Raw genomic sequence first — 12,647 nt, forward strand, 5'->3', positions numbered from 1 at the left:
CCTGTGATCGTCTAGACCCGCCGGAGCGCTGACCGTGGATCAGTTGGCCCTGCTGTTCGTGCTGTTGCTCGGGGCCGTGATCAGTGTCCCGGTGGGAGAGCGGTTCGGGCTTCCCGCGCCGGTCCTGATGACCTTGCTCGGCATAGTGCTGGCCGTGCTGGAGTTCGTCCCGAACGTGGACATCCCGCCGGATCTGATCCTGCCCGCGCTGCTGCCGCCGCTGTTGTACGCGGCGGTGCGGCGCACCTCCTGGAGACAGTTCGCGGCCAACCGGCGCCCGATCTTCCTGCTCGCCGTCGCGCTCGTGTTCGTCACCACGCTCGCCGTGGCGGCCGTCGCCCACGCGATCGTGCCCGGCCTGCCGGTCGCCGCCGCGGTGGCGCTCGGCGCGCTGGTGGCGCCCCCCGACCCCGTCGCGGCCACCGCCGTCGCGGGACAACTCGGGCTGCCGCGCCGGCTGGTGTCGATCCTGGAGGGGGAGGGGCTCTTCAACGACGTGACGGCCATCGTGCTGTACCACGTCGCGATCGCCGCCGCGGTCAGCGGGAGCTTCTCGCCGTGGCGGGCCGGGCTCGACCTCGTGCTCTCCGCCGTCGTCGCCGTCGTCATCGGATTCGCCCTCGGATGGGCGGCGAACAGACTGATGTCCCTGCTCGGCGACGCGACCCTCCAGATCGGGCTGACCTTGCTGGTGCCGTACGCCTCGTACGTGCTGGCCGAGGAGCTGCACGGTTCCGGGGTGCTCGCCGTGCTCACCACCGCCCTGTTCCTCGCGGAGTACGCCACCGACGCCGACGACGTCATGACCCGGCTCGCCGGGTCGACCGTCTGGGACGTGGTGGACACGCTCGTGACCGGCGTCGCCTTCGGGCTCATCGGGCTGGAGCTCCACAACGCGCTCCGTACGGCCTCGGGGCGGTGGGGCGAGATGCTCGGCTGGGCCGCCACCATCGTGGTCGTGGTCGTGCTCGTACGCCTGGCGTGGCTGCTGCCCGCGACCTGGCTGACCAAGCGGCTGCACGCCAAGCGGGACTACGACGAGGAGATCCCGACGTCGTGGCGGGAGACCGTCGTGATGTGGTGGGCGGGGATGCGCGGGGTCGCCTCCGTGGCCCTGGCGCTCGCGATCCCGCTGGAGATGGACGACGGGTCGCCGTTCCCCGACCGGGACGAGATCGTGTTCATCGCCTTCGGAGTGATCATGGCGACCCTGGTGATCCAGGGACTCACCCTGCCGTGGCTGGTCAGAAGGCTCGGGGTCCGGGCCGACGAGGACATCGGGAAGGCCTTCGAGAAGGAGCTCGCGGTGCGGGCCGCGAAGGCCGCGAAGCGGCGGCTGCGGGAGATCGAGGAGGTGGAGGAGCTGCCGGAGGAGGTCTCCGAGCAGCTGCTGCGCCGGGCCTTCGACATCGGGGTGCGGATCAGCCCCGACATGGGGGACGAGGAGCGGCGCGAGGCGCACGAGCAGCGGGTGCGGCGGCTCAAGCGGATGCGACGCATCCAGTCCGAGATGATGAGCGCGGCACGGCACGAGGTGCTGTCCGCGCGGAGCGAGCCCGGGGCCGATCCGGAGATCGTGGACCGGGTCCTGAGACACCTCGACGTACGCAGCCTGCGCTGATCCGCCGCCCGCCCGGCTCCCGGCCCGTCCGCACACGCGGTGGCGCGGACGATCGTGACCGACGGGGCCGGGGACGAAGAAGCCGGGGCGAGAAACCTGCCCTGGAGTCTGGAGTCTGAGGTCTGAGGTCCGAGGTCCGAGGTCCGAGGTCCGAGGTCCGAGGTCTGAGGTCTGAGGCTGGGGCCTGAGGCCGAGAAGGCGGCGCCGGGTTCGCGGGCGACGAGCCGATCCTCGGGTCACTGGGCGCCGGAGCTGGCCATGGGGCCCGGCCCCGGGGGGGTGACCCCGGGGCCGGGGACGAAGGGCGGCCCCGGGCCCGGGGGACGAAGGGCGGACCTGGGGTCTCGGGTGTCGGGGAGTCAGCCCCGTCCGGGGCCCGTCCGGGGTGGCTCGTGGATGTGGCGGCCGTGGTTCGCGCGGGCCGCCACACCGTCCGCGCCGTCCGGCTCCGCGTGCCCCGGGCGCCGCGTCTGGCCCGGGGGCAGCATCGCCTCGGCGGTGTTGACGCGGGGGAGCGCGTACGGGTGCTGTTCGGTCAGCCAGCGGATCAACTGCTCGCGGACCGTGACCCGTACCGTCCAGATGTCGTCCGCGTCCTTCGCGGTGACCAGGGCGCGGACCTGCATGGTGTTGGGCGTCGAGTCGGTGACCGCGAGGGCGTAGTCGCGGCCGTCCCAGGCCGGGCACTCGCGCAGGATGTCGCGCAGCTTCGCGCGCATCGCCTCCACCGGGGCGGAGTGGTCGACGTGCAGGAAGACGATGCCGGTCATCTGGGGGGTGCCGCGCGACCAGTTCTCGAACGGCTTGGACGTGAAGTACGAGACCGGCATGGTGATCCGGCGCTCGTCCCAGGTCCGGACCGTCAGGAAGGTCAGCGTGATCTCCTCGACGGTGCCCCACTCGCCGTCGACCACCACCGTGTCGCCGAGCCGCACCATGTCGCCGAAGGCGATCTGCAGGCCCGCGAAGAGGTTCGCGAGGGTGGACTGGGCGGCGACACCGGCGACGATGCCGAGGATTCCGGCCGAGGCCAGCAGCGAGGCACCGGCCGCGCGCATCGCCGGGAAGGTGAGCAGCATCGCGGCGATCGCGACCACGCCGACGACCGCGGAGACCACCCGCTGGATCAGTGTGACCTGGGTGCGGACCCGCCGGACCCGCGCCGGATCGCGGTGCGCGTTCGCGTAGCGGGTGTACGAGGTCTCGACGATCGCCGTCGCGATGCTCACCACCAGCCAGGCGGCGGCGCCGATGAGGATCAGGGTCAGGGTCCGGCCGATGCCGATCCGATGCTCCACCAGCAGCTTCGCCTGGTCGTACGAGGCTCTGAGCAGAGCCGCGAACAGGACCAGCTGGAAGGGGACACGGCCGCGGCGGAGCAGACCCCACAGGGAGGTCTCGCTGTGCCGGTCGTCCACCCGACGCAACAGGCGGTCCACGGACCACCCGATGAGCAGCGTGAGCACGACCGAGCCACCGACGACGATCACCGGGCGCAGTACGTTCTCCATGCCTGAGAACGTAACCGGCCTCGGGCGGTCATGAACATGTGTTCTCCGGGCGGAACGGGGTATCCCCTTCGCCCGGGACGACGGAGTACCCCCTCCGCCCGGCACGGAGCAGCCGCTCCCTCCGTCGGCGCGGAGCGGCCCCCTTCGCGGGTCCGGGGGAGGGCGCCCGGCGCTGTCGGTCCCGGCTGGCACCATGGGACCCATGAACATCATGCTCTTTCACTCGACCTACGGTCTTCGGCCGGCGGTGCGCGCGGCGGCCGACCGGCTGCGGGCCGCGGGACACGAGGTGTGGACGCCCGACCTCTTCGACGGGCACACCTTCGAGACCGTCGAGGAGGGCATGGCCTTCAGCGACGAGACCGGCAAGGACGAGCTGCTCAAGCGCGCGGTCCTGGCCGCCGCGCCCTATTCCGGGCGCGGCCTGGTCTACGCGGGCTTCTCCCTCGGCGCCTCCGTCGCGCAGACCCTGGCCCTCGGCGACGAGAAGGCCGTCGGCCTGCTCCTGCTGCACGGCACATCGGACATCGCCGAGAACGCGTCGGTGGACGAACTGCCGGTCCAGCTGCATGTCGCCGAGCCCGACCAGTTCGAGACGGACGACTGGCTGAGCGCCTGGTATCTCCAGATGCAGAGAACCGGAGCCGACGTGGAGATCTACCGGTACGCGGGCGCGGGGCACATCTACACCGACCCCGACCTGCCCGACTACGACGCCGAGGCGGCCGAGGCCACCTGGAAGGTGGCACTCGGCTTCCTCGACAGCTTGTAGCCCGGCAGCCGCGTACGTCGGCCGGCGCGTACGTCGGCGGGCCGGTCAGACCGGGTCGTACGTCCGCTCGACCTTCTGCGTGCCGCTGGGCGTGCGGTACGAACGGGCCCAGGACGAGGTCGCGTTCGGGTTCGTGCGGTCGGAGAGCACGTAGTAGTCCATCTGCGCGCGGGTGGCGGTGATGTCCAGGACGCCGTAGCCGTGGCGGTCGGTGTCGACCCAGTGGACATGGCGGTTGGCCGCGCGGATGACCGGGGAGGCGATGGCCGAGACGGCACCCTCGGGAACCTTGACGATGTCGTCCAGGTTGTCGGAGGTGATCGAGGTGACCACGAACTCCGTGGCGGCGGACGCGGACAGCGGGTACGTTCCGGCGTCCACCGGCACGTCGTTGGCCCAGGCCATGTGGATGTCGCCGGTCAGGAAGACCGTGTTGCGGATGGCGTTGGAGCGCAGGTGCGCGAGCAGTTCGCGGCGGTCGTCCGTGTAGCCGTCCCACTGGTCGGTGTTGAGGGCGATGCCCTCCTGCGGGAGGCCGAGCAGTTTGGCGAGCGGCTTGAGCAGGTCGGCGGAGAGGGAGCCCACGGCGAACGGCGAGATCATCACCGAGTTGCCGACCAGTCGCCAGGTGGTGTCCGAGGACTTGAGCCCGGACTTCAGCCAGTCGAGCTGGGCGCGTCCGGTGAGCGTCCGGTCCGGGTCGTCGACCGAGCCGCTTGCCGTGGACGCCTGCTGCGACCTGAAGGAGCGCAGGTCGAGCAGCGAGAGGTCGGCGAGCTTGCCGAAGCGCAGCCTGCGGTAGGTGGTGCCGGCGATCGCCGGACGGACCGGCATCCACTCGAAGTAGGCCTGCTTCGCGGCGGACTGACGGGCCGACCAGGCGCCCTCGGCGCCCTCGGTGTGGTTGACCGCGCCGCCCGACCAGGAGTTGTCGGCGAACTCGTGGTCGTCCCAGATCGCGACGACCGGCGCCTTGTGGTGCAGGGCCTGAAGGTCCGGGTCGGTCTTGTAACGGCCGTGCCGGGTGCGGTAGTCGGCGAGGGTGAGGATCTCGTTGGCGGGGGCGTGCGGCCGTACGACCGTGCCGCGGGTCCCGTACTCGCCGGACTTGTACTCGTAGATGTAGTCGCCGAGGTGCAGCCAGGCGTCCAGGTCGTTCCGGGCCGCGAGGTGGCGGTACGCCGAGAAGTAGCCGGCCTCCCAGTTGGCGCAGGAGACCACGCCGAAGCGCAGGCCCGGCACGGCCGCGTCCGCCGCCGGCGCGGTGCGGGTGCGCGCCGGGGGCGAGTCGGTGCCGCCCGCCGAGAAGCGGAACCAGTAGTCGGTGGCCGGAGCGAGGCCGCGGATGTCGGCCTTGACCGTGTGGTCGGAGGCGGCCGTCGCGAGGGTGGAACCCGTGGCCACGATCGTGGTGAACGCCTTGTCCTTGGCGACGGTCCAGCTGACCTGGGTGTCCGGGCCGAGTCCGGAGCCCGGTATCGCCTGGGAGTCGGGTGTCACCCGGGTCCACAGCAGGATGCCGTCGGGGAGCGGGTCGCCGGAGGCGACCCCGTGCAGGAAGGCCGGCGCCTCGGCGGCGCGGGCGGGCAGGGCGGCCGCGAGCGGGGCGGCGAGGACGGCGGTGGCGGCCGCGGCCTTGACGACCGTACGGCGGCGCGGAGCGCGGGAGTTGAGGCTGCCCGCGGAGTCGGTTGATCTCTGTCGACTGGTCACGGGCGATGAGGTTACCGAGCAGTACAAGCCAAGAGCGGGCGAACTGGAAAAGTTCGCCCGCTCTTTGGCTTTTCGCCGCTCAGGTCACTCGGACCACTGGGGTCACATGGGTGGCCTCGACGCCGGTCAGGCCTTGAGGGCCGCGTCGATCGCCGTGGTGAAGTCGGCGACCGTCATCGGCGCGTTCTTGCCGTCCGAGCCGGTGAGCGTCTTGCCGTCCATCACCAGGCTCGGGGTGCCGCCCACGCCGTCCTTGTTGTCGTCGAAGGTCTTGGACATGGCCATCGCCCAGGCGTCGTAGGTGCCCTTCTTGACCGCGTTCTGGAACTTCGTGTTGTCCTTCAGCGCGGAGACGGTGTTCGCGACCTTGATGAGGTAGGCGTCGTCCTTGAACTTGTCCGTCGACTCCTCCGGGTGCCACTTCGCCGAGTACAGCGCGGTCTTGTACTCGGTGAACGCTTCGGGGCTGACGTTCAGCGCGGCGCCCAGGGCGCTCAGCGCGTTCTTGGAGCCCTCGCCGTTGTCGCTGTTGTCGATGAACGTGGCGCCGATGTACTGGATCTTGAACTTGCCGTCGTCCAGGTCCTTCTCGACCGTCGAGCCGACGGTCTGCTCGAAGCTGGCGCACACGGGGCAGCGCGGGTCCTCGTAGAGCTTGAGGGTCTTCTTGGCGGTGTCCTTGCCGATGACGACCGTGGTGCCCTTGGTGCCCGTGGTGTTGGCCGGGGCGACGACCTTGGCGTCCTTCATGCCCTCCCAGTAGGTGGGCTTGTTGTTCTGCACGACCGCGTAGCCGATGCCGCCCGCTATCGCGAGGACCGCGACGAGGGAACCGGCCACGATCGCCTGGCGCTTGACCTTGTCGCGCTTGGCCTGGCGCTCGCGCTCGATGCGCAGCTTCTCGCGTGCCGCCGTCTTCGACGCCTGGCTGTTCCGCTTGCTCATGGTGGTGATCTCCATCAGGGACGCGCACTGTCGTACGCGGAATACGTATGGGGGACTGCTGGCGCTCAGGGCTGTGCCCGGGAGCGGTCGCTCAGGCGAAAGCGACCGGGCGGGGCGGTCCGCGGCGTCCCAGGGAGTGCACGAACAGGCGGGTGCGGGCGGCGGTTGACCGGCGCGCGGTGCGCGGCAGCGGCCGGGCCGGGGCGAGCCGTACGGTCACCGCGGCGACGGCGAGCAGCAGTGGCCGGAACGTCGTCGCGGCCACGGCACGCAGGAGCTGGTCCAGGGCGCGTTCGCCGCGGCGCAGCCAGCCGGCGGCGAGCAGGCCGACGGCGACATGCGCGCCGAGCAGCAGCCAGGAGGCGGCCGGGTCGGCCTGGGCGAGCAGGGCGGCGGCACGGTCGGGGGCGCCGCCGGTCACCCGGGCGAGCGGGGCGCCCACGCTGCCGCCGCACAGCACGTCGAAGCCGACCGAGCGCAGCGGACCGGCGACCGGGCCGCCCGCTCTGCCGTAACAGACGTGCTGGCCCGTGGTGAACACGGTGTCGGCGGCCAGTTCCAGCGGGATCAGCAGGGCCGCGATCCGGCCGAAGCCCCGCTCACGGCCCGCCAGCGCGAAGGCGAGGGCGAAGACGGCGGCGGCGATCACGGCCACGGTGGACAGTGGCAGCGGCATGTGGGACAGCAGCACGTGCGACGCGGCGGAGAGCGTCACGACGACGGCCGTGAACACTGCCGCGCGAACGGCTCTGAGCTGGGTCCCGGATATGTCCATAGCGGAGGTGAGTCTCCCACGCGCTCCCGTAAGCGTCCCCTAAAGGGTTCCTGTGCGTTACGGGAGCGCTGTGAGGAGTAGCGCCGCGGCGCGTGCCCTACAGGCCCGGGATCCGTCCGTTGCGGAACAGGTCCACGAAGATCTGGTGGTCGCGGCGGGCGCGGGTGCCGTAGTCGTGCGCGAAGTCCACCAGCAGGCCGGCGAAGCCGTCCTCGTCGGCCGCGATGGCCGCGTCGATGGCCCGCTCCGTGGAGAACGGCACCAGCTCCGAGTGACCGCTCTCGTCGTCCGCCGCCGCGTGCATCGTGGCGGTGGCCCGGCCGAGGTCGGCGACGACCGAGGCGATCTCCTCGGGGTCGTCGATGTCACTCCAGTCCAGGTCCACCGCGTACGGCGAGACCTCGGCGACCAGCTGGCCCGCGCCGTCCAGCTCGGTCCAGCCGAGCCACGGGTCGGCGTGCGCCTGCAGGGCGCGCTGGGAGATCACCGTGCGGTGACCCTCGTGCTGGAAGTACTCGCGGATCGAGGAGTCCTTGACGTGCCGGGAGACGGCCGGGGTCTGGGCCTGCTTGATGTAGATCACGACATCGTTCTCCAGGGCGTCGCTGTTGCCCTCCAGAAGGATGTTGTACGACGGCAGTCCGGCCGAGCCGATGCCGATGCCGCGGCGGCCCACGACGTCCTTCACGCGGTACGAGTCCGGGCGGGTCAGCGAGGACTCCGGAAGCGTCTCCAGGTAGCCGTCGAAGGCCGCGAGGACCTTGTAGCGGGTGGCGGCGTCCAGCTCGATGGAGCCGCCGCCCGGCGCGAACCGGCGCTCGAAGTCGCGGATCTCGGTCATCGAGTCGAGCAGCCCGAAGCGGGTCAGCGAGCGGGCGTCGCGCAGCGCGTCCAGGAGCGGGCCCTCGGCGGTCTCCAGCGTGAAGGGCGGCACCTCGTCGCTCTTGGCGCCGGTGGCGAGGGCGCGGATGCGCTCGCGGTAGGCGGCCGCGTAGACCCGCACCAGCTCGGTGATCTGCTCGTCACTGAGCGCCTTCGCGTAGCCGATGAGGGCGACGGAGGCCGCGAAGCGCTTGAGGTCCCAGGTGAAGGGGCCGACGTAGGCCTCGTCGAAGTCGTTCACGTTGAAGATCAGGCGGCCCTGGGCGTCCATGTACGTGCCGAAGTTCTCGGCGTGCAGGTCGCCGTGGATCCACACCCGCGAGGTCCGCTCGTCCAGGTACGGGCCGCCCCGCCGGTCCTGGTCGAGATCGTGGTAGAAGAGCCCCGCGGTGCCGCGGTAGAAGGCGAACGCGGAGGCCGCCATCTTGCGGAACTTCACACGGAACGCGGCCGGGTCGGCGGCCAGGAGCTCGCCGAAGGCGGTGTCGAAGACGGCGAGGATCTGCTCGCCGCGTTGCTCGGCGCTGAGCTGCGGGACCGACATCGCTGGGTGCCTCCTGGTGCAGGTGGTGCGTGGCTGACAGGGCGGGCGCGCCGCCCCGGGGACAAGGGGTCCGTCCACTTCCAACGGACGAAGATACGCGGGAGTGCCCGGGTTCCGGCGGCGGACGTACGCCCGGGATCCCGGCCCCCGCATGAAGGTACGGGTGATCCTCCGCCGAGTGTCAGTCGCGCGTCATAGACTTCGACGCTGACCCCCCAGACTGTCCGCAGCCTGTCACCAATGGTTCTTCCTGGAGGCCGAAACCGTGTCGAAGCCGCCGTTCACGCACCTGCACGTCCACACCCAGTACTCGCTGCTGGACGGTGCCGCGCGGCTCAAGGACATGTTCGACGCGTGCAACGAGATGGGCATGTCCCACATCGCGATGAGCGACCACGGCAACCTCCACGGGGCCTATGACTTCTTCCACACGGCGAAGAAGGCGGGCGTCACGCCGATCATCGGCATCGAGGCGTACGTCGCCCCGGAGTCCCGGCGCAACAAGCGCAAGATCCAGTGGGGCCAGCCGCACCAGAAGCGCGACGACGTGTCCGGTTCGGGTGGTTATACGCACAAGACGATCTGGGCGGCGAACCGGACGGGCCTGCACAACCTCTTCAAGCTCTCCTCGGACGCGTACGCCGAGGGCTGGCTCCAGAAGTGGCCCCGGATGGACAAGGAGACGATCTCCCAGTGGTCGGAGGGGCTCATCGCCTCCACCGGCTGCCCCTCCGGCGAGCTCCAGACCCGGCTGCGCCTCGGCCAGTTCGACGAGGCGCTGAAGGCGGCCGCCGAGTACCAGGACATCTTCGGCAAGGACCGCTACTTCCTGGAGCTGATGGACCACGGCATCGAGATCGAGCGCCGGGTCCGCGACGGACTCCTGGAGATCGGCAAGAAGCTCGGCATCCCGCCCCTGGTGACGAACGACTCGCACTACACGTACGCGCACGAGGCGACCGCCCACGACGCCCTGCTGTGCATCCAGACCGGCAAGAACCTCTCCGACCCGGACCGCTTCCGCTTCGACGGCACCGGCTACTACCTGAAGTCGACGGACGAGATGTACGCGGTCGACTCCTCGGACGCCTGGCAGGAGGGCTGCGCGAACACCCTCCTGGTGGCCGAGCAGATCGACACGACCGGCATGTTCGAGGCGAAGAACCTCATGCCGAAGTTCGACATCCCCGACGGCTTCACCGAGGTCACCTGGTTCAAGGAGGAAGTCCGGCTCGGCATGGAGCGCCGCTTCCCCGGCGGCGTCCCCGACGACCGCCAGAAGCAGGTCGAGTACGAGATGGACGTCATCATCCAGATGGGGTTCCCGGGATACTTCCTTGTGGTCGCCGACTTCATCATGTGGGCCAAGAACCAGGGCATCGCGGTCGGCCCCGGCCGTGGTTCCGCGGCCGGCTCGATCGTGGCGTACGCCATGGGCATCACCGACCTCGACCCGATCCCGCACGGTCTGATCTTCGAGCGGTTCCTCAACCCCGAGCGCGTCTCCATGCCCGACGTCGACATCGACTTCGACGAGCGCAGGCGCGTCGAGGTGATCAGGTACGTGACCGAGAAGTACGGCGCCGACAAGGTCGCCATGATCGGCACGTACGGCAAGATCAAGGCGAAGAACGCCATCAAGGACTCCGCGCGCGTGCTGGGCTACCCGTACGCGATGGGCGACCGGCTCACCAAGGCGATGCCCGCCGACGTCCTCGGCAAGGGCATCGACCTGAACGGCATCACCGACCCCTCGCACCCCCGCTACGGCGAGGCCGGCGAGATCCGCGCGATGTACGAGAACGAGCCGGACGTGAAGAAGGTCATCGACACCGCCAAGGGCGTCGAGGGCCTGGTCCGGCAGATGGGCGTCCACGCCGCCGGCGTGATCATGTCCAGCGAGCCCATCGTCGACCACGCCCCCATCTGGGTGCGGCACACCGACGGCGTGACGATCACCCAGTGGGACTACCCCCAGTGCGAGTCGCTGGGCCTGCTCAAGATGGACTTCCTGGGCCTGCGCAACCTCACGATCATGGACGACGCCATCAAGATGGTGAAGGCCAACAAGGGCGTCGACCTGGAGATGCTCGCCCTCCCGCTGGACGACCCCAAGACCTTCGAACTGCTCTGCCGCGGCGACACCCTCGGCGTCTTCCAGTTCGACGGCGGCCCGATGCGCTCGCTGCTCCGCCAGATGCAGCCCGACAACTTCGAGGACATCTCCGCCGTCTCGGCCCTCTACCGGCCGGGCCCGATGGGCATGAACTCGCACATCAACTACGCGGAGCGCAAGAACAAGCGCCAGGAGATCACCCCGATCCACCCGGAGCTGGAGAAGCCGCTCGAAGAGGTCCTGGCCGTCACCTACGGCCTGATCGTCTACCAGGAGCAGGTCCAGAAGGCCGCCCAGATCATCGCCGGGTACTCGCTCGGCGAGGCCGACATCCTGCGCCGCGTGATGGGCAAGAAGAAGCCCGACGAGCTGGCGAAGAACTTCGTCCTCTTCCAGGAGGGCGCCCGCAAGAACAACTACAGCGACGAGGCGATCCAGGGCCTGTGGGACGTGCTGGTCCCGTTCGCCGGCTACGCCTTCAACAAGGCCCACTCCGCCGCGTACGGACTCGTCTCGTACTGGACCGGCTACCTGAAGGCGAACTACCCGGCCGAGTACATGGCCGCGCTGCTCACCTCGGTCAAGGACGACAAGGACAAGTCGGCCGTCTACCTGAACGAGTGCCGGCGCATGGGCATCAAGGTGCTGCCGCCCAACGTGAACGAGTCCGAGCAGAACTTCGCCGCCCAGGGCGACGACGTGATCCTCTTCGGCCTCTCGGCCGTCCGCAACGTCGGCACGAACGTCGTGGAGTCGATCATCCGCAGCCGCAAGGCCAAGGGGAAGTACGCCTCCTTCCCCGACTACCTCGACAAGGTCGAGGCGGTCGCCTGCAACAAGCGCACCACGGAATCGCTGATCAAGGCCGGCGCGTTCGACACGATGGGGCACACCCGCAAGGGCCTTACCGCGCAGTTCGAGCCGATGATCGACAACGTGGTGGCGGTCAAGCGCAAGGAGGCCGAGGGGCAGTTCGACCTCTTCGGCGGCATGGGGGACGAGGACACCAGCGAGCCCGGCTTCGGACTCGACGTGGAGTTCACGACCGACGAGTGGGACAAGGCCTATCTGCTCGCCCAGGAGCGGGAGATGCTCGGGCTGTACGTCTCCGACCACCCGCTCTTCGGCCTCGAGCACGTGCTGTCCGACAAGGCGGACGCGGGTATCTCCCAGCTGACCGGAGGCGAGCACGGGGACGGCGCGGTCGTGACGATCGGCGGCATCATCTCGGGTCTGCAGCGCAAGATGACCAAGCAGGGCAACGCCTGGGCGATCGCCACCGTGGAGGACCTCGCGGGCTCCATGGAGTGCATGTTCTTCCCGGCGACGTACCAGCTGGTGTCGACCCAACTCGTCGAGGACGCGGTCGTCTTCGTCAAGGGACGCCTCGACAAGCGTGAGGACGTGCCGCGCCTGGTCGCGATGGAGCTCCAGGTCCCGGACCTGTCGAACGCGGGCACCAACGCGCCCGTGATCCTCACCATCCCGGCGCTGAAGGTCACTCCGCCCATGGTCAGCCGCCTCGGCGAGATCCTCAGCCACCACAAGGGCGAGAGCGAGGTCCGCATCAGGCTCCAGGGCCCGCGCAAGACCACCGTGCTGCGGCTCGACCGGCACCGGGTGAAGCCGGACCCGGCGCTCTTCGGCGACCTGAAGGTGCTGCTCGGCCCGTCCTGCCTGGCCGGCTGACGTGACGAGCACCGAGGGGCGCATCCGGTACCGGATGCGCCCCTCGGTGCGTGCCTGGGCCTCAATGGCCCGCGCGGCG

Annotated in this window: 8 protein-coding genes; 3 read left to right on the top strand and 5 right to left on the bottom strand. The window is 69.9% G+C overall.

Annotation, left to right across the window (positions count from 1 at the left end):
- Positions 1-34: 34 nt before the first annotated feature.
- A complete protein-coding gene (locus OOK38_RS22695) occupies positions 35-1,621 on the top strand; it encodes a Na+/H+ antiporter (protein ID WP_266757753.1) in 1,587 nt (528 codons plus the stop codon).
- Between the two features lie 359 nt (positions 1,622-1,980).
- Here OOK38_RS22695 and OOK38_RS22700 read toward each other — a convergent pair whose 3' ends face one another.
- Complete coding sequence (locus tag OOK38_RS22700) at positions 1,981-3,132, bottom strand: mechanosensitive ion channel family protein (RefSeq protein ID WP_266848754.1); 1,152 nt, start codon at positions 3,130-3,132, stop codon at positions 1,981-1,983.
- Positions 3,133-3,334: 202 nt separating this feature from the next.
- On the opposite strand from OOK38_RS22700, the gene OOK38_RS22705 reads away from it, so the two are divergent.
- A complete protein-coding gene (locus OOK38_RS22705; RefSeq protein ID WP_266848756.1) occupies positions 3,335-3,904 on the top strand; it encodes a dienelactone hydrolase family protein in 570 nt (189 codons plus the stop codon).
- A gap of 45 nt (positions 3,905-3,949) precedes the next feature.
- Here the strand turns inward: OOK38_RS22705 and OOK38_RS22710 are convergent, their stop codons facing one another.
- The 4 genes from OOK38_RS22710 to OOK38_RS22725 form a co-directional block, all read right to left on the bottom strand.
- The gene (locus tag OOK38_RS22710; protein WP_266757747.1) at positions 3,950-5,617 is read right to left on the bottom strand and encodes an alkaline phosphatase; all 1,668 of its coding nucleotides are present in this window, start codon (positions 5,615-5,617) and stop codon (positions 3,950-3,952) included.
- A gap of 126 nt (positions 5,618-5,743) precedes the next feature.
- A complete protein-coding gene (locus OOK38_RS22715; RefSeq protein WP_266757745.1) occupies positions 5,744-6,562 on the bottom strand; it encodes a thioredoxin domain-containing protein in 819 nt (272 codons plus the stop codon).
- Positions 6,563-6,653: 91 nt separating this feature from the next.
- On the bottom strand, positions 6,654-7,337 hold the full coding sequence (locus OOK38_RS22720; RefSeq protein ID WP_266848758.1) for a hypothetical protein: 684 nt from the start codon (positions 7,335-7,337) through the stop codon (positions 6,654-6,656).
- A gap of 97 nt (positions 7,338-7,434) precedes the next feature.
- Positions 7,435-8,763: a DUF2252 domain-containing protein gene (locus OOK38_RS22725; protein ID WP_266848760.1), complete on the bottom strand. Its 1,329-nt coding sequence runs from the start codon at positions 8,761-8,763 to the stop codon at positions 7,435-7,437.
- 265 nt (positions 8,764-9,028) lie between these two features.
- On the opposite strand from OOK38_RS22725, the gene dnaE reads away from it, so the two are divergent.
- Complete coding sequence (gene dnaE, locus OOK38_RS22730) at positions 9,029-12,568, top strand: DNA polymerase III subunit alpha (protein ID WP_266848762.1); 3,540 nt, start codon at positions 9,029-9,031, stop codon at positions 12,566-12,568.
- The last annotated feature ends 79 nt before the right edge of the window (positions 12,569-12,647 follow it).

This window comes from Streptomyces sp. NBC_00568, assembly GCF_026341855.1.
Classification (GTDB): domain Bacteria; phylum Actinomycetota; class Actinomycetes; order Streptomycetales; family Streptomycetaceae; genus Streptomyces.